This is a genomic window from Flavobacterium maritimum, from assembly GCF_040049085.1.
Lineage (GTDB): Bacteria > Bacteroidota > Bacteroidia > Flavobacteriales > Flavobacteriaceae > Flavobacterium > Flavobacterium maritimum.
The window spans coordinates 69806-92154 of record NZ_JBDLZY010000001.1 but is presented as its reverse complement, the minus strand read 5'-3'; the positions used below and the strand labels follow the sequence as shown (position 1 = coordinate 92154).

General features: G+C 35.7%; 22 protein-coding genes and 1 tRNA gene. 14 read left to right on the top strand and 9 right to left on the bottom strand.

The window, feature by feature from the left end:
- The first annotated feature begins 57 nt into the window (after positions 1–57).
- From gcvP to ABEB23_RS00270, 6 genes are all read left to right on the top strand, one after another.
- Positions 58–2907, top strand: a complete 2850-nt coding sequence (gcvP, locus tag ABEB23_RS00295; protein WP_348810392.1) for an aminomethyl-transferring glycine dehydrogenase — start codon at positions 58–60, stop codon at positions 2905–2907.
- A 289-nt stretch (positions 2908–3196) separates the two neighbouring features.
- Complete coding sequence (locus tag ABEB23_RS00290) at positions 3197–4255, top strand: 3-oxoacyl-ACP synthase III family protein (protein ID WP_348810391.1); 1059 nt, start codon at positions 3197–3199, stop codon at positions 4253–4255.
- 238 nt (positions 4256–4493) lie between these two features.
- Positions 4494–5021, top strand: a complete 528-nt coding sequence (locus tag ABEB23_RS00285) for a class I SAM-dependent methyltransferase (RefSeq protein ID WP_348810390.1) — start codon at positions 4494–4496, stop codon at positions 5019–5021.
- Positions 5022–5063: 42 nt separating this feature from the next.
- Positions 5064–5912 (top strand): glycosyltransferase family 2 protein, encoded by an 849-nt coding sequence (locus ABEB23_RS00280; protein WP_348810389.1) that lies wholly within the window; start codon positions 5064–5066, stop codon positions 5910–5912.
- 81 nt (positions 5913–5993) lie between these two features.
- Complete coding sequence (locus ABEB23_RS00275) at positions 5994–6740, top strand: MlaE family ABC transporter permease (protein ID WP_348810388.1); 747 nt, start codon at positions 5994–5996, stop codon at positions 6738–6740.
- On the top strand, positions 6737–7504 hold the full coding sequence (locus tag ABEB23_RS00270) for an ABC transporter ATP-binding protein (protein ID WP_348810387.1): 768 nt from the start codon (positions 6737–6739) through the stop codon (positions 7502–7504). The genes ABEB23_RS00275 and ABEB23_RS00270 overlap by 4 nt, the downstream gene beginning before the upstream one ends.
- Positions 7505–7511: 7 nt before the next feature.
- Here ABEB23_RS00270 and ABEB23_RS00265 read toward each other — a convergent pair whose 3' ends face one another.
- Positions 7512–8114, bottom strand: a complete 603-nt coding sequence (locus ABEB23_RS00265) for a SprT-like domain-containing protein (protein ID WP_348810386.1) — start codon at positions 8112–8114, stop codon at positions 7512–7514.
- Positions 8115–8124: 10 nt separating this feature from the next.
- Positions 8125–8802: an SDR family NAD(P)-dependent oxidoreductase gene (locus tag ABEB23_RS00260; RefSeq protein ID WP_348810385.1), complete on the bottom strand. Its 678-nt coding sequence runs from the start codon at positions 8800–8802 to the stop codon at positions 8125–8127.
- A gap of 131 nt (positions 8803–8933) precedes the next feature.
- Between ABEB23_RS00260 and ABEB23_RS00255 the strand changes: the two genes are divergently transcribed.
- On the top strand, positions 8934–9503 hold the full coding sequence (locus ABEB23_RS00255; RefSeq protein WP_348810384.1) for a GNAT family acetyltransferase: 570 nt from the start codon (positions 8934–8936) through the stop codon (positions 9501–9503).
- 3 nt (positions 9504–9506) lie between these two features.
- Here the strand turns inward: ABEB23_RS00255 and ABEB23_RS00250 are convergent, their stop codons facing one another.
- From ABEB23_RS00250 to ABEB23_RS00230, 5 genes are all read right to left on the bottom strand, one after another.
- A complete protein-coding gene (locus ABEB23_RS00250) occupies positions 9507–10145 on the bottom strand; it encodes a hypothetical protein (RefSeq protein ID WP_348810383.1) in 639 nt (212 codons plus the stop codon).
- Positions 10146–11195: an ATP-grasp domain-containing protein gene (locus tag ABEB23_RS00245; protein WP_348810382.1), complete on the bottom strand. Its 1050-nt coding sequence runs from the start codon at positions 11193–11195 to the stop codon at positions 10146–10148.
- Between the two features lie 24 nt (positions 11196–11219).
- A complete protein-coding gene (locus ABEB23_RS00240) occupies positions 11220–11930 on the bottom strand; it encodes an NRDE family protein (RefSeq protein WP_348810381.1) in 711 nt (236 codons plus the stop codon).
- A complete protein-coding gene (locus tag ABEB23_RS00235) occupies positions 11918–12406 on the bottom strand; it encodes a DinB family protein (protein WP_348810380.1) in 489 nt (162 codons plus the stop codon). Before ABEB23_RS00235 ends, ABEB23_RS00240 begins: the two co-directional genes overlap by 13 nt.
- Positions 12407–12555: 149 nt before the next feature.
- Positions 12556–13695 carry an acyl-CoA dehydrogenase family protein gene (locus ABEB23_RS00230; protein WP_348810379.1) on the bottom strand — a complete coding sequence of 380 codons (1140 nt, stop codon included), beginning with the start codon at positions 13693–13695 and terminating at the stop codon, positions 12556–12558.
- A 231-nt stretch (positions 13696–13926) separates the two neighbouring features.
- Here ABEB23_RS00230 and ABEB23_RS00225 point away from each other — a divergent pair, with 231 nt between their 5' ends.
- The 4 genes from ABEB23_RS00225 (at position 13927) to ABEB23_RS00210 (ending at position 18212) form a co-directional block, all read left to right on the top strand.
- Positions 13927–14994 carry an anhydro-N-acetylmuramic acid kinase gene (locus tag ABEB23_RS00225; RefSeq protein ID WP_348810378.1) on the top strand — a complete coding sequence of 356 codons (1068 nt, stop codon included), beginning with the start codon at positions 13927–13929 and terminating at the stop codon, positions 14992–14994.
- 173 nt (positions 14995–15167) lie between these two features.
- Entirely contained in the window at positions 15168–15743 is a 576-nt protein-coding gene (locus tag ABEB23_RS00220; RefSeq protein WP_348810377.1) for a chalcone isomerase family protein, read from the top strand.
- 139 nt (positions 15744–15882) lie between these two features.
- Positions 15883–17109 (top strand): Glu/Leu/Phe/Val dehydrogenase dimerization domain-containing protein, encoded by a 1227-nt coding sequence (locus ABEB23_RS00215; protein WP_348810376.1) that lies wholly within the window; start codon positions 15883–15885, stop codon positions 17107–17109.
- 191 nt (positions 17110–17300) lie between these two features.
- A complete protein-coding gene (locus ABEB23_RS00210) occupies positions 17301–18212 on the top strand; it encodes an energy transducer TonB (RefSeq protein ID WP_348810375.1) in 912 nt (303 codons plus the stop codon).
- A 249-nt stretch (positions 18213–18461) separates the two neighbouring features.
- Here the strand turns inward: ABEB23_RS00210 and ABEB23_RS00205 are convergent, their stop codons facing one another.
- Both ABEB23_RS00205 and ABEB23_RS00200 read right to left on the bottom strand, forming a co-directional pair.
- Entirely contained in the window at positions 18462–18857 is a 396-nt protein-coding gene (locus ABEB23_RS00205) for an ExbD/TolR family protein (protein WP_348810374.1), read from the bottom strand.
- Positions 18858–18859: 2 nt separating this feature from the next.
- Positions 18860–19555, bottom strand: a complete 696-nt coding sequence (locus ABEB23_RS00200) for a MotA/TolQ/ExbB proton channel family protein (protein WP_348810373.1) — start codon at positions 19553–19555, stop codon at positions 18860–18862.
- A 129-nt stretch (positions 19556–19684) separates the two neighbouring features.
- Between ABEB23_RS00200 and ABEB23_RS00195 the strand changes: the two genes are divergently transcribed.
- From ABEB23_RS00195 to ABEB23_RS00185, 3 genes are all read left to right on the top strand, one after another.
- Positions 19685–20920 (top strand): bifunctional folylpolyglutamate synthase/dihydrofolate synthase, encoded by a 1236-nt coding sequence (locus tag ABEB23_RS00195; RefSeq protein ID WP_348810372.1) that lies wholly within the window; start codon positions 19685–19687, stop codon positions 20918–20920.
- Positions 20921–21037: 117 nt separating this feature from the next.
- Complete coding sequence (locus ABEB23_RS00190) at positions 21038–21832, top strand: hypothetical protein (RefSeq protein ID WP_348810371.1); 795 nt, start codon at positions 21038–21040, stop codon at positions 21830–21832.
- Between the two features lie 207 nt (positions 21833–22039).
- Positions 22040–22114: transfer RNA gene (locus ABEB23_RS00185), tRNA-Val, on the top strand.
- Positions 22115–22349 lie beyond the last annotated feature (235 nt).

The window sequence follows — 22349 nt, the reverse complement described above, 5'->3', positions numbered from 1 at the left end:
AAATTTTACAAAACCGGCCTATTCCATTTGACGTACAAAAAAACATATCAGTTACAAATGAAAACAGATGCTTTTGCTTTAAGACACATTGGGCCAAGAGAGAATGACCTTCAACACATGTTGAAAACTATTGGAGTTGAATCTATTGAACAACTCGTATATGAAACACTTCCGGATGATATTCGTTTAAAAGCGCCTCTAAATTTAGATCCTGCAATGACCGAATATGAATTTGCGAATCATATTCAGCAATTAGGAAATAAAAATAAAGTTTTTCAATCGTATATAGGTTTAGGATACAATCAAGCGATTGTTCCTGCGGTAATTCAAAGAAATGTTTTTGAAAACCCGGGATGGTATACCGCTTACACACCTTATCAGGCTGAAATTGCACAAGGTAGACTAGAAGCGATTTTGAATTTCCAAACCATGGTTATCGAATTGACCGGAATGGAAATCGCTAATGCTTCTTTACTGGATGAAGGAACTGCAGCTGCAGAAGCAATGGCCCTATTATTCGACGTAAGATCACGTGATCAAAAGAAAAACAATATTAATAAATTCTTCGTTTCTGAAGAAATACTACCTCAAACTTTATCGGTTTTACAAACACGTTCTACTCCGATAGGTGTTGAATTAGTAGTTGGCAATCACGAAACTTTCGATTTTTCAAATGAATTTTTTGGAGCTATGCTTCAATATCCAGGAAAATTTGGTCAGGTTCATGATTATGCAAGCTTTATTGCTGCCGCTGCTGCAAAAGAAATCAAAGTAGCTGTTGCTGCTGATATTTTGAGTTTGGCAAAACTGACTCCTCCGGGAGAAATGGGTGCCGATGTAGTAGTTGGAACAACACAACGTTTCGGAATTCCGTTAGGTTATGGAGGTCCACACGCAGCTTATTTTGCTACTAAAGACGAGTACAAAAGAAGCATGCCGGGAAGAATCATCGGTGTTACTGTAGACACTAATGGAAACCGCGCATTACGTATGGCTTTACAAACACGTGAGCAACATATCAAACGTGATAAAGCGACTTCAAATATTTGTACCGCACAAGTTTTGTTATCTGTTATGGCAGGAATGTACGCGGTATATCATGGTCCAAAAGGATTACAATATATTGCTGATAAAGTACATGCTTCGGCTGCAACTTTAGCAAACGCATTGAATACATTAGGTTTCGAACAAACGAACACTGCTTTCTTTGATACTATCGTTGTAAAAGCAGATGCTAAAAAAGTAAAAGAAATCTCAGAACAAAACGAAATTAACTTTTACTATATCGACGAAAATACGGTTTCAATTTCTTTAAACGAAACAACAAGTATTGCCGATTTAAATAAAATTATTGGTGTTTTCGCTTCCGCAAAAGGGACTCAGGCAACAACAATTGAAGCGTTAACGGAAACCAATCATTTCCCTGAAAATCTTAACAGAACATCGTCATTCTTAACACATGATGTTTTCAACAAATACCATTCGGAATCAGCAATGATGCGTTACATCAAAATGTTGGAACGCAAAGATTTGTCTTTGAATCACTCTATGATTTCATTAGGTTCTTGTACAATGAAATTAAATGCAGCATCTGAAATGCTACCTTTAAGTAATCCGCAATGGAATAACATTCACCCGTTCGCTCCATTGGATCAAGCACAAGGATACCAAGAAATGTTGTCTAAATTAGAACAACAATTAAATGTTATCACTGGTTTCGCCGGAACAACTTTACAACCTAACTCAGGTGCTCAAGGAGAATACGCCGGATTAATGGTTATTCGCGCTTACCACCAATCAAGAGGCGATCACCACAGAAATATCGCTTTAATTCCATCATCTGCTCACGGAACAAATCCAGCATCAGCAGCTATGGCCGGAATGAAAGTAATCGTTACCAAAACTTTGGAAAACGGAAATATTGACGTAGAAGATTTACGTGAAAAAGCAATTCTTCACAAGGACAATCTTTCTTGTTTAATGGTAACCTACCCATCAACTCACGGTGTTTTCGAAAGTGCTATTAAAGAAATCACACAATTGATTCACGATAACGGTGGTCAGGTATATATGGATGGCGCCAACATGAATGCACAAGTAGGATTAACCAATCCTGCCACTATTGGTGCTGACGTTTGTCACTTAAACTTACACAAAACTTTTGCTATCCCTCACGGTGGTGGTGGACCAGGTGTTGGACCAATTTGTGTAGCACCTCAATTAGTTCCGTTTTTACCATCAAACCCGGTAATTCCAACTGGAGGAGAAAATGCTATTACGGCTATTTCTGCTGCACCATGGGGTTCCGCTTTGGTTTGTTTGATTTCTTACGGATACATCTCCATGTTAGGGGCTGAAGGTTTACAATCAGCTACCGAACATGCTATTTTGAATGCCAACTACATCAAAGAAAAATTAAGCGGTCATTACGATACTTTATATTCTGGAGAAATGGGTCGTGCTGCTCACGAAATGATTTTGGAATGTCGTCCTTTCAAACAAAAAGGAATCGAAGTAACCGATATCGCAAAACGTTTAATGGATTACGGCTTCCACGCACCAACAGTTTCTTTCCCGGTTGCAGGAACTTTAATGATTGAGCCGACCGAGAGTGAAAACTTAGAAGAATTAGACCGTTTTTGTGACGCGATGATTTCCATCAGAAAAGAAATCGAAGCTTCAACTATCGAGGACAAAAACAATGTTTTGAAAAATTCTCCTCATACTTTAGCTATGCTAACTGCTGACACTTGGGATTTCCCATACACCAGAGAAGAAGCAGCTTTCCCATTGGAGTATATTGCTGAAAATAAATTCTGGCCTACCGTTCGTAGAGCAGATGATGCTTATGGTGACAGAAATTTAGTTTGTTCTTGCGCTCCTATCGAAGCGTATATGGAAAACTAATAACACACGCCAATAATTATAAAATGCCTCGAGAAATCGGGGCATTTTTTTTAACTGATTCCAACGCAAATAAACGGTCAGACACCAAAAACACAAGCGTTAAAAAATTTGCTCACATTAACAATCCAGAAATAAAAAAAGAGGCAATTATTGTCATTTATTGAAAAATAATCATTTTTTTTAATCAAAACTTATTATTTCGCAATAGTATGCACGCATAGTAAATTTTATGACTATAATTATTTTTTAATGCTTAAATTAGCCTGAATTTTTTGGAAAAACAGCCCTAATGAAAATAAAAATAACTGGAATAGGAAGTTATATTCCTGAGAACAAAGTAAGCAATACAGACTTCGACAAACACATCTTTTTAAACGAAGATGGTACTCCTTTTGCATACCCAAATGAAGTAGTAATTAACAAATTCAAAGGCATCACCGGAATCGAAAACAGGCGATATGCCGAAGACCAACACACTTCATCCGATTTAGCCTATTTTGCATCAAAAAAAGCAATTGAAGATGCGGGGATCGATCCTGAAACTATTGATTACATCATTTTTGCACACAACTTCGGTGATGTAAAATGCGGAACAATCCAATCCGATATTCTTCCAAGTTTAGCTACCCGTGTCAAAAACAAATTGCAGATAAAAAACCCTAAATGTGTAGCATACGATATCCTTTTTGGATGTCCAGGCTGGATTGAAGGTGTTATGCAAGCCAATGCATTTATCAAATCAGGAATGGCTAAACGTTGCCTCGTTATTGGTGCCGAAACACTCTCCAGAGTAGTCGATGCCCACGACAGGGATTCCATGATTTATTCAGACGGAGCAGGAGCTTCAATCATAGAAGCTTCAGATGACGAAACCGGTATGCTATCCTACGAAAGCGCTACCTATGCCGATGACGAAGCTGGTTATTTATTTTTTGGAAAATCATACAATCCTGATTTAGATCCGGACACCCGTTACATCAAAATGTTCGGTCGTAAAATTTACGAATTTGCCTTAAGCAAAGTTCCTGCCGCTATGAAAAGCTGTCTGGATCAAAGCGGAGTTTCGATAGATGACGTTAAAAAAATACTGATCCATCAGGCAAACGAAAAAATGGATGAAGCCATAATCCAACGTTTTTATAAATTATACGGAAAAACAGCTCCTAAAGATATCATGCCAATGAGTATACACGATCTGGGCAACAGCAGTGTGGCTACCGTTCCAACTCTTTTTGACCTATTAACAAAAGGACAAATAGAAAATCATGAATTACATAAAGGTGATGTTGTCATCTTTGCTTCCGTAGGCGCTGGTATGAATATCAACGCATTTGTTTACAGATATTAATCATTTCGAGGAAAATAGCTATCAGGAGCTAATCCGGCTGTACACTACAATTCCTCACTACAATATGTGTTTTTCTATGGCGCAAAAAAGCTTCTTCTAGTCGCTTTTTTGCTCCGTGAAAAACTACATTTTGATGCTTCGGGATTTTCGTTCCCATCCGGGCTAAAAAACAATGGCCAAAAACACTTTTATTACTATATTTGTGCCTTCGTGCCCTAGCGGCAAAACCCAAATAAACATGTACGAAAAAACGTTTCCAAACAAAAGATTTAAACATACTTTAGATTTTCTAAAAAAACACATCTCACCCTCTGAAACAATTCTGGATTTAGGAGTAGACAACCCCTTTTCTAAAATCATGAAATCAGAAGGTTATTCAGTTAAGAACACCACTGGCGAAGATCTGGACAAGGATCAATCAGTCTTTTCGTCTGACCAACAAGATGTTGTTACTGCTTTCGAAATCTTCGAACATTTACTGAATCCTTATACCATATTAAACGAAATAAAATCAGACAAACTTCTTATTTCTATTCCTCTGCGTTTATGGTTCTCCTCTGCCTACAGAAGTAAAACAGACATGTGGGACAGACATTACCACGAATTTGAAGATTGGCAATTGGACTGGCTTTTAGAAAAAACAGGTTGGAAAATTATCGACCGAGAGAAATTTACCCATCCGGTAAAGAAAATCGGCTTCCGTCCCTTATTAAGATATTTCACTCCGAGATACTACATTGTTTATGCAGAGAAAATTAAGATTTAAACGCTAACATCTCAGCATCTTAAAAACTTAGTCCTCCATAAAATGAACTACTATATTATCATACCCGCATACAATGAAGAAGCATTTATTGCTTTAACATTACAATCCTTGGTTTCTCAAACCGTATTACCCAAAAAAGTGGTAGTCGTAAATGACAATTCAACCGATAAAACGGCTGAAATTGTATTGGATTTTGCCAAAGACAATCCGTTTATTACTTTGGTCAATAAAACTTCCAGTGCTGTTCATTTACCGGGAAGCAAGGTAATACAGGCGTTCCATAAAGGTTTTGAAACCATAGACGATCAGTACGATATTATTGTAAAACTCGACGGCGATTTAATTTTGCCAAACAATTATTTTGAAACGATACTCAATATTTTCAAAAAAGATCCTAAAGTTGGAATGGCCGGCGGATTCGCCTATATTGAAAAAGACGGTAAATGGATTTTAGAAAATCTAACCGACAAAGATCATATCAGAGGTGCTTTTAAAGCTTACCGAAAAGAATGCTTTTTACAAATTGGGAATTTAAAACCAGCTATGGGTTGGGATACTGTAGATGAATTATTATCTAAATTCTACGGATGGAAAGTGGTTACCGATGCTTCACTAATTGTGAAACATTTGAAACCAACTGGCGCCAATTACAACAAAGCAGCCCGCTACAAACAGGGAGAATCCTTTTACACCTTGGGTTACGGTTTTTTAATCACCACTATTTCCTCAGCCAAACTGGCCATGATGAAAAAGAAACCTTTTCTTTTCTTTGATTACATTAAAGGATTCTGGAAAGCTAAATCAAACAAAACACCTTTACTCGTTAGTCCAGAACAAGCAAAATTTATCAGAAACTATCGTCTGCAAAAAATGAAGGAAAAGATTTTTTAATTTTTCCGCTCGAAAAAAACTGCAAACGGTAAAGGGTAAACTGCAAACTAATCATTAATTTAGCCCATATTTGAAAAAACTATGATGCTTATTCGCTATATCTCTCAAATTGGAAAGTATTTCTTAATGCTTAAGGAAATTTTCAACAAGCAAACCAAATGGTCTGTAATGAGAAAACTTATCTTCAAGGAAATTGATGATTTAATTATTGACTCGCTTGGTATTGTTTGTTTCATTTCTTTCTTTGTTGGAGGAGTTGTAGCCATACAAACCGCATTAAATCTAAACAACCCCTTAATTCCACATTATATTATTGGTTTTGCCACACGTCAATCCGTAATATTAGAGTTCGCCCCTACTTTTGTATCGGTAATTATGGCCGGAAAAATGGGGTCCTTTATCACTTCAAGTATCGGAACAATGCGCGTTACAGAACAAATTGACGCATTAGAGGTAATGGGAGTTAACTCATTAAATTATTTGGTTTTCCCAAAAATAATTGCGTTGCTATTATATCCTTTTCTAATTGGGATCAGTATGTTTTTAGGTGTTTTTGGAGGCTGGTTAGCTTCTGTTTACGGAGGATTTACCGCAAGTTCTGATTTTATTGACGGTGTTCAAATAGATTTTGATCCGTTTCACATAACATATGCTTTTATAAAGACCTTTATATTTGGTCTTTTATTAGCTACAATTCCTTCTTTTCATGGCTATTACATGAAAGGTGGTGCTCTTGAAGTAGGAAAAGCCAGTACGATTTCCTTTGTTTGGACCTCTGTTTCCATAATCCTTTTCAACTATATACTAACACAAGTGTTACTGTCATGATAGAAGTTAAAAACGTAGAGAAATCATTCGGCGAAAGCAAAGTACTTAAAGGCATTTCTGCTGTTTTTGAGGCTGGCAAGACCAATTTGATTATAGGACAAAGTGGCTCGGGAAAAACGGTATTGCTAAAAAGTCTTTTAGGAATACATGCACCTGACTCAGGAACTATTTCATTTGACGGAAGAATTTATTCTGATCTTGGAGCAGATGAAAAACGAGCATTACGAACAGAAATCGGAATGGTTTTTCAGGGTAGTGCCTTATTTGACTCCATGACCGTTGAGGAGAATGTTGGTTTTCCCTTACAGATGTTTACCAATGACAGTAAAGAAAAAATTCAGGAACGTGTCGATTTTGTTCTGAAAAGAGTTAATCTGATCAATGCGCATAAAAAACTGCCTTCTGAAATATCGGGAGGAATGCAAAAACGTGTTGCTATAGCACGTGCAATCGTAAACAATCCTAAATACTTATTTTGTGACGAACCTAATTCTGGTTTAGATCCAAATACAGCCATTTTGATTGATAATCTTATCCAGGAAATCACAGAAGAATACAACATTACCACCGTGATCAACACACACGATATGAACTCGGTAATGGAAATTGGTGATAAAATTTTATTTCTTAAAAATGGTGTAAAAGCCTGGGAAGGAACCAAAGAAGAAATTTTCAGAACAGACAACGAAGCAGTTGTGGACTTTGTTTACTCTTCTGAATTGTTCAAAAAAGTAAGAGAGGCATATCTGAAGGAAGAAAATTAACTTAAAATTAATTTGTTTTCAGCAATTCAACCTCTGCATTGGGATTAAACAGATACGTCTTACCGGAACTTATTTCAAGACATTCAAAACGTTTGGTTCTTACGGCAATCTTCTTGAAAATTTTACCATTTTGAATTCTGAAAATACTGCCGTAGGGAATTTCGAAAATATAGTTTTTATCATTTTGTCGATCAAACTGCTTTAACGCCAATGATAAAGTAGCATCAGTATCACTGCTTGCTGTCGGATTTTTAAAATGCCGCGCCACTAATGGTAAAATATGATTCGGGAAAATTTCCGGACGTATAAAAGGAATCATCAACCGTTGAAAAGAATATTTCCATTCATTTCCGTGCGGTTTGATATTTCGTCCGAATTTTTCAAATGCGACCAAATGTGAAATTTCATGAATCAATGTAATCAAAAACTTGTATTTATTCAGATTGGAATTGACCGTGATTTCGTGTTTTCCATTCGGCCCTCTGCGGTAATCTCCATGACGGGTTACACGCTCGTTCACAATCTTAAGATGCACTTGGTTTACCACAATCAGTTCGAAAACTGGTTTTACGGCGTGCTCTGGTAAATATCTGGCTAAAGTTTCGCTCAAAACAAAAAATTTAAGGATTCGTAGAGGAAACTGGCAATACTTTCCCGTTAAAATATTTATTCCCTGTCAAAGTAAAATTAAAAATATATTCCGCCATTTCATTAGCCGAAATAGGCGCCTGATACCCTGGAAATGCTTCTGCCAACATCTCTGTTTGAACCGCCCCCAGTGCCAAAACATTAAAAGAAATCCCTTGTTCCTTGTACTCTTCTGCTAATAACTCAGACAAAGTAATTACTGCACCTTTACTGGAACTGTATGCAGCCAATCCGGCAAACTTCAGACTTCCCTGAACACCTCCCATAGAACTTATCGTAACCACATGACTCCCCTTTTGCAAATAAGGTATGCAAATTCGTGTCAAATTGGCCACTCCAAATACATTGACCTTATAAACACTTTCAAAATCTTCTTGACTGGTTTCTACGAATGGCTTCAGCAACAAACTTCCGGCATTATGCACAACGGCATCGATATGTTTCCATGAAGAGGAAAGAAAATCCCCTACTTTTTGTAATTCCGACTCATTTGATAAATCAACCGAAAGGCAGCTAATATTTTCGTTACCCAATAAAGCTTGCGGAATTTTTCTGGACAGTGCCAATACCTGATGTCCGGCTTTAGCAAATTGCAATGCCAATTCCAAACCTATACCTCTACTCGTTCCTGTGACAATAATATTTTTCATTTAGCAAAAATAAACAAAAGCCCTAAAAAAACAGCATCGAAAACACAGGATTGTTTGCTTTTTAAAATATCACAATCGTATAAATTAGATTATTTTTGTCTGAAATAAATCAGCCCCATAATCTGGAAAAAATGATCAAAAACATACAATTGGAAATAGCAAAACTTAATGATATTAAAGGCATCCTTGCTTTACAGGAATTATATCTTGTTTCCAATTTATCAGAAGAAGAAAAAGAGTCCGGATTTGTTACTACCCCTTTTTCTATCGCACAACTGACCGAAATTATTAATCAGGAAGGTTTATTTGTCGCCAAAGATAATCATGAAATAATTGCTTATATATTTGCCGGAAGCTGGGATTTCTTCAGTCAGTGGCCTATCTTCAATCACATGATGGCCCTGTTTCCTGATCTTCGTTTTCTAGATTTTGAAATTACCACAACCAATAGTTTCCAATATGGTCCCATTTGCATTGACAAAAAATACAGAGGAAAAGGGTTAATAACTGTGTTCTTTGAATTCATGAGAATTCATATGCTGAAAAAATACCCGTTGAGCTTAACTTTTATCAACAAGACCAACATGCCTTCTCAAAAAGCACATACCAAAAAACTGCAATGGACAATTATTGCCGATTTCCAATTCAACAATAACAACTATTTCATTTTGGCCTATGACATGAATCAATCGGCATTGTAGATCCTACCTAATATATTTTTTATAGACTTTTAAGGCTTGGAAGATAGCTAAGCCCACAAAAAAAAGAGGGATAAATACAGGCATAATGTATTTTGAAAAAGAAAGTGTGAACTTGGATAAAGAAGCAAACATAACAATTGCTGCTAACATTCCCCAAAAAGTTCCAAGCAAAGTTCCAAAAATATAATGAAACCTCAGTTTACGACCTAATGATATGTGATTGGCATTCACTAAATACAAATTCCAACCTACCCAAAATGGTATCTGAAGAAAATTCAGCCCACATAATACCAGACCTATTAAAAAAGGAGAATATTGAACATATTCCTCCAAATAATTATGTTCATCTGGTGTTTGATTAGAATGGGCATAAAACAAATAAGCCAACAATAAAAGAAAAAAAACAGCAAAGAAATCAATGCTTTTCATTAATTTCTTGTTATTCACCAGTTGGTTTGCAAAAATCACTGTAAAATAGATCACTACTGCTTCAATGGAAATCACACCGAACAAATAGAAAACTAAGGAATTCATGCCAAATTTAGAAAAAACCTCAACCCCAATAATATTCAAATACCCAAGCGGAAGTGATCCCACAAAGCTTACAATAAATCCAACTGCTATATTTTTAAAAGGTTTCATTTACTGAAAATTTACAATTTTTTTGCTTTGCTTCTGATGCAATCGGTATTCTTTCATTCCCACTTTATGCGGCAAATACGGAGCCCCATTTTTATGATTCAGCACGCTAATTTCATACATATAGGTAATGTGTCGGGCGAGTTCATTCCAGGCAAACCATAACGAATGCTTGGGATCATAAATATGCGTAGGTTCACTTGCAGCTCCATTCAATTCAACAATTGAAAAGTTTATTCCATCTTCTAGTTCCTCAAACGAGCGGTACATCACATCGAGTCTTCCAAAATAAAAGCCTGGTATCTGCAAGCACATTTCGTTGATGGTTTCATTCAATTTTGGTGTTATCCAATGGCTTCCGTCTATGAACTTCGCACCTCTGGCATGATTCCCATAAGGGACTAAATTTAATTTTTGCCCTTTCGGCAAAATATCCAATAATTTTTGCCCGTATTCCTTTTGCAAGGCTGTCAACTGTAATTCGTATCGCGGATTTTGTTTGATTAATTCTTCAACCGTGGCGATTCCGTCACCTGTAATAATCAGAAATTCTTTGGAAACAATTCCGGTCACCCTACCCTTTTTTTCATTTGGATAACGAACATAAAAAATACCGACTTCATTTTCGTACGGAATTAAATCCTGAACAATATAATCAAAATCTGCTTTGCCAACATATTTTTTTAAGTCATCCAAAGTTTCTATTTTTTTTACTCCCGAGCCACGTAAACCAATGTCCGGTTTTGCAATAAAAGGATATTGTATACCCAAGACTTCTATTTTTTGAAGAACCGATTCAACAGATGTCCTTTCTTTTATAAGACCTGTTTTCGGGTAATAGTGTTGCGGAATTAAATCGTAAATTTCTTTTTTTGATTCCATCATAAAACCGCCATTCTTAATGGACGGATTCGAGGCATTAAAGAAAAAAATAGATTTTGCTTTCAACGAATAAAATGCCCAAAGGAAATAAATAGGAATATAGACAATCTGAAAAGGCCAATATTCCCAATGCGTAATCTTATGAAAAAGTAGTTTGCTGCGTCTGTTCATTGCACCCGGGGTCAAAATTCGTTTTTAGATAGTGATAAATGAGGTGGTAAAATCCTGCTCTGTCATTAAATCACAATGCAATATAGTTACTTTACGACTTTCGATCACTGACTGGGTAATACTCAAGGTTTTCATTTCCTCGTTTCTATTAATCACCAATCCATTTTCTTGATTTTTTTCTTCAGTATAGCGATGAAAATGGAGCATTTCGGTTTCTGAAATTTCTGGATTTACATCCAAAAAAGTATAAAACCAATCGGAACGTTTCGCTCTAATTTCCTTTGGATATAAAGTTGATGAAGACCAGATGTGATTTTTATGGGTATCCAAAGAAACGGTCGTTTTCTGATTTCCGTTCCAGCGCAATTGAAAAAGCTGGCCTTCCTGAAATAAAACAAGTGTAAATGGCTCGATGTTATCCAAATCGAGTTCGTCCCAAAAAAGCTTTGGTGAAACACTGGAGATAATATCCAAAACAATCAATCCACGACTTTTTCTGTAAGGAAGTTGCACTTTATGTTTTTCATCGGCACCATTCAACAACACCAAAACCGTTCCATCCGTATCTACCGCAAACCAAGTCCCTCCTGCTTTGGGATCCTTTGGAAACAAAACTTGCTTTCCGTTTATCGTGTAACTTTTAGGAGGTGTGGCACTTGGCCTGATTACTTTTTCGTCCCGATTTGAAGTAATAATAATTTTATCATTGGAACAAACAAAACTTACTGTACACATTGCTTTCTATATTCGATTGTGGAACGGGCAACGCCAAAATTTTCATTAACTACAACATTCTCACATTTTAAAACGGCTACTTTAATCAACGCCTGATGATGAATACAATGTTCTAAATTATACAACAATTCTCTATTGTAATTACTTTGAATCCTAATTTCCTCTCCATCAATAATTTGTTGGAGTTCGATACTTTTATTCTCTTTTTCTAGATTATCCTTGATCAATACTATTTGTTCAACAGCATAATTGATATCCGTTTGAATTTGGATATTTCGGTCTCTTTCATCATAATTTATAACACCGGATTCGTATTGCCGTTCAAGACATTGAAACATTTCAATAATATGCCTTGTATGTTCTCCAATACTTGCATTACTCAATTCAGAACAAGATTTTGAATACTCCTGATTTGATAATTGACCAAGCAAATGGATTAATTCGTCCAAATTATTATTTATGGAAGGTATAAGCATACTACATTTTTAATTTTAACAAATTTGGTATTTTATTTCTGTTTAAAAAAATTAAAATCGCACAACATAAGGAGGGCAATTAGTTCCAAAATTAAAAGCCCAATCTCAAAATGATGAGATTGGGCTTTCTCCATACTATTACTCTTTAATTATGAGATCAAAGTTCTTGAAATTACAATACGTTGAATCTCTGATGTTCCTTCGTAAATCTGGGTAATCTTGGCATCACGCATCATACGTTCCACATGATACTCTGCTACATAACCATTTCCTCCATGAATTTGAACCGCTTCAATTGTAGTATCCATTGCAGTTTGTGAAGCAAATAATTTTGCCATAGCACCTGATTGAGAAATATCTTTTCCTTCGTCTTTTTCTGAAGCAGCTTTTAAACATAACATTTTAGCCGCCATAATTTGAGTGGCCATATCTGCTAACTTAAAAGCAATTGCTTGGTGTTTAAAAATTTCTTTCCCGAAAGCTTTACGCTCTTGAGAATATTTTAATGCTAATTCATAAGCACCTGTTGCAATTCCTAAAGCTTGGGAAGCAATTCCGATTCTACCGCCGTTTAACACTGCCATAGCAAAATTAAACCCAAAACCGTCAGCTCCTATTCGGTTTTCTTTTGGAACTTTTACATCGCTAAACATCAAAGAATGCGTATCAGATCCGCGGATACCCATTTTCTTTTCTTTTGGTCCAATATCAAAACCAGCCCAGCCTTTTTCAACAATAAAAGCATTGATTCCTTTGTGTCCTTTTTCGATATCAGTTTGTGCAATCACGATATAGGTTGAGGCAGAAGCTCCATTGGTAATCCAGTTTTTGGTACCATTTAACAAATAATGATCCCCTTTATCAATCGCGGTTGTTTTTTGCGATGTAGCATCAGATCCGGCTTCCGGTTCCGATAAACAAAAGGCACCTATCACATCTCCTTTTGCCAAAGGTGTCAAATATTTTATTTTTTGTTCTTCATTGCAATATTTTTCCAATCCGGCACAAACCAAAGAATTGTTTACTGACATAATTACGGCAGCAGAAGCATCTACTTTAGCAATTTCCGTAATTGCCAAAACGTAAGACACACTATCCAAACCGGAACCACCATATTTTGGATCAACCATCATACCCAAAAAACCAAGCTCAGCCATCTTTTTCACTTGCTCTGTTGGAAATTTTGAGTGTTCATCTCTTTCGATTACACCTGGCAACAATTCGGTTTGAGCAAAATCTCTAGCGGCTTGTTGAATCATTAACTGTTCTTCGGTTAGATTAAAATCCATAATTGTATGTGTTTTTTTTATTTAAATTTCAACTCTACAAATAAAAGTAAAATTCCTCAATTACAATCCTTAAATTTACAGCTTAAGAAAGTATTTTGTTTTTTTTGCTTTTTGTTTTAAAATTGATGATTGTTTTATGTTGTCCGTATTAAATTCCTTTTTGTGTAAAAAAATCAGCCAAAGATACTTTATTATTGTGAAATTATCAATATCGATTTAGAAATTTAAAGAATGAAATCAGATTACTATAACGTTATCGGCGTAATGTCAGGAACTTCGCTTGATGGAGTCGATTTGGCGCATATTCAATTTAAAATAATTGATCAAAAATGGGCTTTCGAAATACTTGAAAGCGAAACTATTCCTTACAGTTCTGATTGGATTAACAAACTAAAACAGGCTGTGGATTATTCCCAAAAGGAACTGAAAATATTAAACCAAGACTACACCCAACTTTTAGCCTCCATTATTTCCAGTTTCATCAAAAAACATACGATTTCAAATCTTGATGCCGTCTGTTCTCATGGACACACAATTTTGCATCAACCACAAAACGGATTTACATTACAAATCGGCAATTTACCCGAAATAGCCTCTTTAATCCATCAAACAGTAGTTTGTGATTTCAGGGTTCAGGATGTGCAAATGGGCGGTCAGGGCGCACCTTTGGTTCCTATTGGTGACAAAATATTATTTTCTGAATACGACTATTGCATGAATTTAGGAGGTTTCTCAAATGTATCTTTCGAAGAAAACAATAAAAGGATTGCTTTTGATATTTCGCCTGTAAACACGGTTTTAAATTTCTATGCCAACCAATTGAAATTAGACTACGACAATAAAGGACTGATTTCCCGAACTGGAAACACAAACGAGCTTTTATTAAACCGATTAAACGCTTTGGATTTTTATAAAAAGACACATCCCAAATCCTTAGGGTTTGAATTTGTTAAAGAAACCGTTTTACCAATAATTGAAAAATTTGAAATCTCGATTGAAGATAAATTAAGGACTTTCACAGAGCATGTGGCTTTGCAAATCGCTTTGGCTTTGCCAAATAAAAAAGGAAGCTTATTTATAACTGGAGGTGGCGCCTATAATGACTTCCTGATTGAGCGTGTACAATCTTATTTACCGGAAATGAAAATCATTATCCCAGAAGCGAAAATATTGGAATTTAAAGAAGCCTTAATTTTTGCTTTGCTTGGCGTTTTAAAACTAAGAGGAGAAATCAATGTTTTAAGTAGTGTGACAGGTGCTAAAAAAGATCATGGTTCAGGAGAGATTTTCTATAATTAAGGAAAAGTATTTCATTTTCGAAAATTAAGTCAACATTTCTCACAAACACTTAATTTTTAAACAAATACAATCCATAAAACTTACATTATTCACATAATAACCCCATAAAACGTAGCTGAAATTTAGAAATTAGCATTAAATTTGCGCCCTCATATTATAAATTACAATAAACAATGAAAAAGTTTTTTCTAACCATCATGCTAGTTGTTTCAGCATTATTCTCGGATGCAAAAGCGCAACAACAAATAGTTTTTGAAGGTGTAACAATCCCAAGGACAATTAAGTTTCAGAATTCAACTTTAACCCTAAATGGAGCAGGATCACGGTCAAAAATGTGGGTCGAAGTGTATATTCAAGCTTTGTATTTATCGCAATTGTCACAAGATGCTAAAGAAATTATCGAAGGAAACTCTGAAATGGCCATTAGAATAGAAATTACATCTGCTTTGGTTTCTTCAGGAAAATTGACCCGCGCAATGAACAGCGGATTTGAAAAATCAGCCGGAGATCATTTAAAAACATTACAACCTAAAATTGAATTATTCAAAACCTATTTAGCGGAAGAAATTAAAAATGGTGATGTTTTTGAATTAACTTATTCTCCAAATGACAATTCTGTATTTGTGTTCAAAAATAAAATACTGAAAGGAAAAGTGGAAGGATTTGAATTCAAAAGAGCATTATTTGGAATTTGGCTTTCGGACAATCCAATAGATGAAGAATTGAAAAAAAGTTTGCTAGGCCTTTAACAGGCCTTTTTTTATGACCAAAAATCAAGGAAACCCTGCTATCTAAAGGGAATTATTTAAACTTCAAAATAAAATTAAAAATACATATTTCGCATTATTCAATTTTTTATATTTGTCAAAATTAAACATATCGCAATAAATGAAAGATTTATTAAAGAAATTCGAAAATAAGGCTCCTGAAATAGTTTTTAATTGGAAAGATGCCGAAACCGAAGCTGAAGGCTGGACAGTAATCAATTCCCTTCGCGGTGGAGCTGCCGGCGGAGGAACCCGAATGAGAAAAGGGTTGGATATGAATGAAGTTTTGTCTTTGGCAAAAACCATGGAAGTAAAATTTTCGGTTTCCGGTCCTGCGATTGGCGGCGCCAAATCCGGTATCAATTTTGACCCGAATGATCCTCGAAAAAAAGGAGTTTTACAACGTTGGTACAAAGCCGTTTCACCATTATTAAAAAGTTATTATGGAACCGGAGGCGATTTGAACGTTGATGAAATACACGAAGTAATTCCGATGACCGAAGAATGTGGTGTTTGGCATCCGCAAGAAGGTGTTTTCAATGGTCACTTCAAACCAACCGAAGCCGATAAAATCAATAGAATTGGTCAATTACGTCAAGGTGTTGTTAAAGTAATTGAAAATCCTAAATTTTCTCCTGACGTTAACAGAAAATACACGGTAGCCGATATGATTACCGGTTTTGGTGTTGCAGAAGCAGTTCGTCATTATTATACTATTTATGGGGGCGACATAAAAGGGAAAAAAGCCATTGTACAAGGATTTGGAAATGTTGGTTCTGCAGCTGCTTTTTACTTGGCAGATATGGGAGCAAAAATTATCGGTATCATTGACAGAGACGGTGGTTTGATTAACGAAGAAGGTTTTACTTTTGAAGAAATAAAAGCTCTATTTTTAGCCAAAGACGGTAACAAACTAGTTGCTGAAAACATGATTCCTTTTGCTGAAATCAATGAAAAAATATGGACTATTGGTGCTGAAATATTTACGCCTTGCGCAGCATCCAGACTAGTGGCCCAATCCCAAATTGACAGTTTGATCGCCAATGGTCTTGAAGTCATTTCATGTGGAGCTAATGTACCTTTTGCCGACAAAGAAATCTTCTTTGGTTCCATTATGGAACATGTGGATCATAAGGTAAGTTTGATTCCTGATTTTATTTCAAACTGTGGAATGGCAAGAGTTTTTGCTTATTTCATGGAAAAGAAAGTTCAAATGACGGATGAAGCTATCTTTCATGACACTTCGGAAACAATCAAAAAAGCCATTGAAAAAGCGCATGATTTGAATCCATCAAAAACGAATATTAGTGCTACCGCATTTGAGATTGCATTAAAACAATTGACTTAAAATAAAAAGCATTCTTACCGTTTATCAAAAGGGATTAAAGGGATTTTAAAAAATCTGTTTAATCCCTTTTCTCTTTTTTTTTAACGAAAAGCAATTTTACTTATATTCTGTTTACGACTTTTTACTCTTAACAATTTTTAGTACTTTTCAACGTTTTTTCAATAGTATACTTTTTTAAATTTAAAACACAAATGAGTTCCACCATTTCAACAGATCAAAAGAAATCAATAGCGCTTTCTATTCTTTTGTATGCGATAATGTTGTTAGTTTTATTCTTCATCCGATTTTGGCCACCGTATAATCCGGAAAACAACGTAGCACTTGCTGATGGCGGAGGTGGTGGCGGAGGTGTTACCGTAAATTTTGGAGACAGTGACTTGGGTTCAGGAGCTAATTATAAAAGTGAAGTTTTAGAAGTAAAAAACCAAACTAAGCAAATTCCAACAAAATCGATCCCTGACGAAGCTATTTTATCACAAGAAAATAATACTGAAGAAAGTGTTGTCATTCCGCAAAAGGAAAAGACCAAAAAAACTACTGTTACCGTAAAAGAAGAGACGAAACCTGCAGTTGTAAAACCCAAGGTTTCCAACAATACAAACGATGCCTTATCCAGCATCCTGAAAGGTTCTAACAAAGGAGGAGATGGTGATGATAAACAAGCCGGTAATAAAGGAAAATCTAACGGAAGTTTGAGCTCTAACGGTTATTATGGAACTGGAGGTTCCGGCGGAGGAACAGGTGGAGGAAATGGTACCGGTAACGGAATAGGAACCGGAAGCGGTTATGGAGCCGGTAGTGGCGGTGGATCAGGTGGAGGATCGGGCGGTGGTAGCGGCTATTCACTTGGAAACAGAAAAGCACTTTCTAAACCAGCACCAAAATACACCTGCAATGAAGAAGGAAAAGTGGTTGTTGAAGTTTCTGTAGACCGAAACGGACGAACGATAAATGCCGTGGCTGGAATAAAAGGAACAACAAACACCGCAAAATGCCTGTTAGATCAAGCCCGAATTGCAGCAATGAATACCAAATGGGACGCCAGTGGTGATGCTCCTGAAAAACAAGTCGGAAAGATTGTCTATAACTTCAGCTTGAATTAAAATAGCAGACCGATAGAAAATAAATAAACAGAAAATGCCTCAAATTATAGAGGCATTTTCTGTTTCATACTGCTTGGTTTCCCCTATTGATTTTGTGTTTTAGGGGTGTGCGTGAGGGATAGCAGCAAGTACCGAAGTACTGCGAATAGCCCGACCGCAATAGAAAAAGGGGCAAAATCAGTAGTATGCTGATCAGCCCCTTTTTCTATTGTGGTCACGCCCAAATGAACCGGTAAATTAAATACACTATTATTTTGGGCTGGTGGCAATCACAAACTTCAAATTATTCTTAACTCCAATCTGGAGCACATCCACCAAATCCTGAACTTGCAGATTAAACGGAATTCTCACGATAACTGTTTGGTCTTTTTCGGTACTTATTTTCGACATCAAAGTCGCTTCGAGTTCCTCAAAAGCAACCGGCTGTTTGTCGATGTAGAATTTTTTATCTTCAGTTACCGATAAGCTAATGTATTGTTTATTGGTTTTCTCATTTGATTTTGCTTTTGGCAGCGTCATTTTGATCACATTAGGATTCGCCAAAGTTGATATAATCAAGAAAAACAATAACAAGAAAAACATGATGTCACTCAATGATGAAGTTGCCACTTCGGCATGAAATCTTCTTTTACGTTTTATAGACATAACTACGATCTTTGAATAATATTCACAAACTCTAATATTTGTTTCTGAATTTTTAAAGCAAAATTATCAATCTTACCGTTTAACAAGTGATACGCGCTATATGCTATGATACCCACTATTAATCCAGAACCACTACTAATCATTTTTTCATACAAACCTCCTGAAATATTTCCGATACTGATGTTTTCTGTTACCGAAATACTATAGAATATTTTAATTACTCCAGAAATAGTTCCAATAAATCCTAAAGTTGGTGCAATACCGGCAATTAGACCTAATTGTCCCAAATGCTTTTCCATTTCACCAATTTCGATATCAGCCGCACGGTCCATGTTGGATTCAATTTCTGCAATCGGTCTTCCAATAACCAGAATTCCTTCTTTCAGGATATTACCAGTAGCCGTATTACTTCTTTCCACTATGGTTCTTGCCAAATCCAGATTGCCGGAATTTAAATTATCCCTTACATCAATCATCAAATGACTGTCTATTTTCGAAGCTTTATTGATATATAAATAACGCTCAATAATTAAATAAAAAGTATAAAATAAGAGTATGGAAATTGGGATTAAAAAGAATCCTCCTTTAAAAATAAATTCCAAAACAGAGATTTCGGTATTAGGGGCAATTTTTTCGATAACTGCGCTTGAAGCAGCGTTGGTAATAGTGTCGGCCTGTAATTGTATAAAACTAAACATATAATATTATTGATTTTTACTCATTAATTCTAAAAAATATTTCAATTTTGCAATAAAGATACTTTTCGATCCAATATTAAACTAAAAAAAACGAAAAATATTTTAAACAATCCCTTTTATATTAAAGAAATGAACTATCAAGAAACGATCAACTGGTTATTTAATCAACTCCCGATGTACCAGCTTCAGGGTGCTTCGGCTTATAAAAAAGATTTGACCAACACCCATTTACTGATCGATCATCTTGATAATCCACAAAAAAAACTCAAGTGTATTCATGTTGCCGGAACAAACGGCAAAGGTTCCACCTCACATATGTTGGCCTCCATACAGCAGGAAGCGGGATACAAAGTAGGCTTATACACTTCCCCCCATTTAAAAGACTTTAGGGAACGCATCAAGATCAATGGTTTTGAAATTTCTGAAAATTTTGTCTGTGATTTTGTCAATAAACACAAAGCCTTTTTTGAAGCCAATGACATGAGTTTTTTCGAAATGACTGTTGGATTGGCTTTTGATTATTTTGCCAAAGAAAAGGTTGATATCGCCATTATTGAGGTAGGCATGGGCGGGAGATTGGACGCTACCAACATCATTACACCATTAGTTTCCGTAATTACAAATATCGGATTAGATCACACACAATTTCTTGGAAATACATTAGAAGCTATCGCTTTTGAAAAAGCCGGAATTATAAAACCTGGTGTCCCTGTCGTTATTGGAGAATACACTCCCGAAACAAAAGCTGCTTTTTTGGCCAAAGCCAACGAATGCCATTCAGACATCTATTTTGCTTCCGATTTGATTACAGAAACATATTTTTCTGACCTGATTGGTGATTACCAATTGCACAACAAAAAAACAGTCCTGCAAACTATTGCTGTTTTAAATGCCCAAAAAGAATTTAAGATTTTTCACGAAGACATCAAGTCCGGCTTATTACAGGTCGTAAAAAATACAGGTCTTCAAGGCAGATGGCAACAATTAGGAGAATTGCCAAAAATTGTTTGCGATACGGCACACAATAAAAATGGGCTTGAAATTGTCATGAATCAAATTAAAAAAGAAAAATTTGAAAAACTACACATCGTTTTAGGCGTAGTAAATGACAAAGACCTGGACGAGGTTTTACCCTTGTTCCCCACCAATGCTATTTATTATTTCTGCAAACCGAATATTCCTCGCGGTTTAGATGCAAAAACCTTACAAGAAGAAGCTCAAAAACATGGCTTAAACGGATACGTATATAATTCTGTATCAGAAGCTTACGACTCATCTAAGAATAATGCCACAAAAGATGATTTCATTTTTATTGGTGGAAGCACTTTTGTTGTGGCTGAATTGCCTTTAAATAAAGGAAAGTAACACAAAACCTCTTTTTTTCTTTTAAAAATATATTTAATTATTTTAACATGTTGATTTTAAATGAGTTAAATTTATTACTCATTTTTATTAATCAACCCACCAAATTCTTAAGTTATTATGAAAAAGAAACACAATTCAGTACTCGTAATGTTAATTTTAACATTATTACTAAGCATTAATGCAAATGCTCAAGAAGACCCAAAACCTGTATTTATTACAGTTACCACTTTGCATCGAAATTTAGATTCTGATGGAAAAGATTGGAGAAAAACCGAACAGGAATATTTTGACAAGGTCACGAGCAAGAATGATTTGATTTTGGGCTCTGAAATTCTCCACCATTATTATACCGCCAACAGTTCTGAAATATTGCATGTTTCTGCTTTTAAAACCTGGGAAGACATCGATAAAGCAAATGCTCTAACTGAAGAATTGATTAAAAAAGCCTGGCCAGACGAAAAAGAAAGAACTGCTTTTTTGGCGAAATACAATAGTTATTATACCCACATGCATTCTGACGAAATCTATACTTCTGTTTTAACCACCAAAGAAGTTAAACCAACTACCAAAGAGCCTATGATTGTATATGTACGCAAATCACAAATGGCGATGAACGGCCAAGGCAAGGGACTGAAAGAATTTAACGAAAAAGTAACTATGAAAAATCCTTATGTAAAAGGATATTATCCTCATCGTCACACTTGGGGATCTGACAGCAGGGATTTTCTGGAAGCGTATTACTTTGACTCTTTATCCGATTTAGAAAAATCGAATGACAAAGACGATGAATTAATCAAAGCCGCCTGGCCAAAAGAGGACGAAAGAAAAGCTTTTTTTGATGAAATGAACAAAATTTTCACGGGTATTCATGGTGATTATATCTATCGAAACGAGCCTACCCTATCCAAGTAGACTTTGAATTATCAAATAAATCCAGAGTTCCAATCATAATTCTGGATTTATTTGACAATCCATTCAAATGCTAATAAATTAAAGTCCAAAGAGATATCAATACCGGTAAAAAAAATATTGATTTTTTTATCAAAATATTTTGCATAAGCGAAAAACTAGCCTATATTTGCACTCGCAATCACAAAATGATAGCAACCTAATAAAATAGGGCGATTAGCTCAGCTGGTTCAGAGCACCTCGTTTACACCGAGGGGGTCGGGGGTTCGAACCCCTCATCGCCCACAAAACTTCTCAAGAAATTGAGAAGTTTTTTTTGCACTTTTGTGAAATCTTTCATGTTCAAAAACTAAGGATTTCCAAAAAATCGTTCTGAAAACGAGATTGCATGAGGGATGGAAATGGCATCCTTTTCTTTTCCTTCTTTAGGAAAAGAAAAGATATAATGTACAGCCCGACCCCTGTGGTCATGCCCAAATGGAGAATACATAAAGGGTTAATTACTGATTTTTACAAATTC

Excerpts from the sequence above, each read along its gene's own strand:
- ABEB23_RS00220 (WP_348810377.1), top strand. The coding sequence starts at position 15,168 with ATGAAAAAGTTTTTTCTAACCATCATGCTAGTTGTTTCAGCATTATTC.
- ABEB23_RS00215 (WP_348810376.1), top strand. The coding sequence starts at position 15,883 with ATGAAAGATTTATTAAAGAAATTCGAAAATAAGGCTCCTGAAATAGTT.
- ABEB23_RS00225 (WP_348810378.1), top strand. The coding sequence starts at position 13,927 with ATGAAATCAGATTACTATAACGTTATCGGCGTAATGTCAGGAACTTCG.
- ABEB23_RS00250 (WP_348810383.1), bottom strand. The coding sequence starts at position 10,145 with ATGAAACCTTTTAAAAATATAGCAGTTGGATTTATTGTAAGCTTTGTG.
- ABEB23_RS00245 (WP_348810382.1), bottom strand. The coding sequence starts at position 11,195 with ATGAACAGACGCAGCAAACTACTTTTTCATAAGATTACGCATTGGGAA.
- ABEB23_RS00190 (WP_348810371.1), top strand. The coding sequence starts at position 21,038 with ATGAAAAAGAAACACAATTCAGTACTCGTAATGTTAATTTTAACATTA.
- ABEB23_RS00230 (WP_348810379.1), bottom strand. The coding sequence starts at position 13,695 with ATGGATTTTAATCTAACCGAAGAACAGTTAATGATTCAACAAGCCGCT.
- ABEB23_RS00200 (WP_348810373.1), bottom strand. The coding sequence starts at position 19,555 with ATGTTTAGTTTTATACAATTACAGGCCGACACTATTACCAACGCTGCT.
- ABEB23_RS00240 (WP_348810381.1), bottom strand. The coding sequence starts at position 11,930 with ATGTGTACAGTAAGTTTTGTTTGTTCCAATGATAAAATTATTATTACT.
- ABEB23_RS00290 (WP_348810391.1), top strand. The coding sequence starts at position 3,197 with ATGAAAATAAAAATAACTGGAATAGGAAGTTATATTCCTGAGAACAAA.
- gcvP (WP_348810392.1), top strand. The coding sequence starts at position 58 with ATGAAAACAGATGCTTTTGCTTTAAGACACATTGGGCCAAGAGAGAAT.
- ABEB23_RS00210 (WP_348810375.1), top strand. The coding sequence starts at position 17,301 with ATGAGTTCCACCATTTCAACAGATCAAAAGAAATCAATAGCGCTTTCT.
- ABEB23_RS00255 (WP_348810384.1), top strand. The coding sequence starts at position 8,934 with ATGATCAAAAACATACAATTGGAAATAGCAAAACTTAATGATATTAAA.
- ABEB23_RS00195 (WP_348810372.1), top strand. The coding sequence starts at position 19,685 with ATGAACTATCAAGAAACGATCAACTGGTTATTTAATCAACTCCCGATG.
- ABEB23_RS00205 (WP_348810374.1), bottom strand. The coding sequence starts at position 18,857 with ATGTCTATAAAACGTAAAAGAAGATTTCATGCCGAAGTGGCAACTTCA.
- ABEB23_RS00235 (WP_348810380.1), bottom strand. The coding sequence starts at position 12,406 with ATGCTTATACCTTCCATAAATAATAATTTGGACGAATTAATCCATTTG.
- ABEB23_RS00285 (WP_348810390.1), top strand. The coding sequence starts at position 4,494 with ATGTACGAAAAAACGTTTCCAAACAAAAGATTTAAACATACTTTAGAT.
- ABEB23_RS00280 (WP_348810389.1), top strand. The coding sequence starts at position 5,064 with ATGAACTACTATATTATCATACCCGCATACAATGAAGAAGCATTTATT.
- ABEB23_RS00275 (WP_348810388.1), top strand. The coding sequence starts at position 5,994 with ATGATGCTTATTCGCTATATCTCTCAAATTGGAAAGTATTTCTTAATG.
- ABEB23_RS00260 (WP_348810385.1), bottom strand. The coding sequence starts at position 8,802 with ATGAAAAATATTATTGTCACAGGAACGAGTAGAGGTATAGGTTTGGAA.
- ABEB23_RS00270 (WP_348810387.1), top strand. The coding sequence starts at position 6,737 with ATGATAGAAGTTAAAAACGTAGAGAAATCATTCGGCGAAAGCAAAGTA.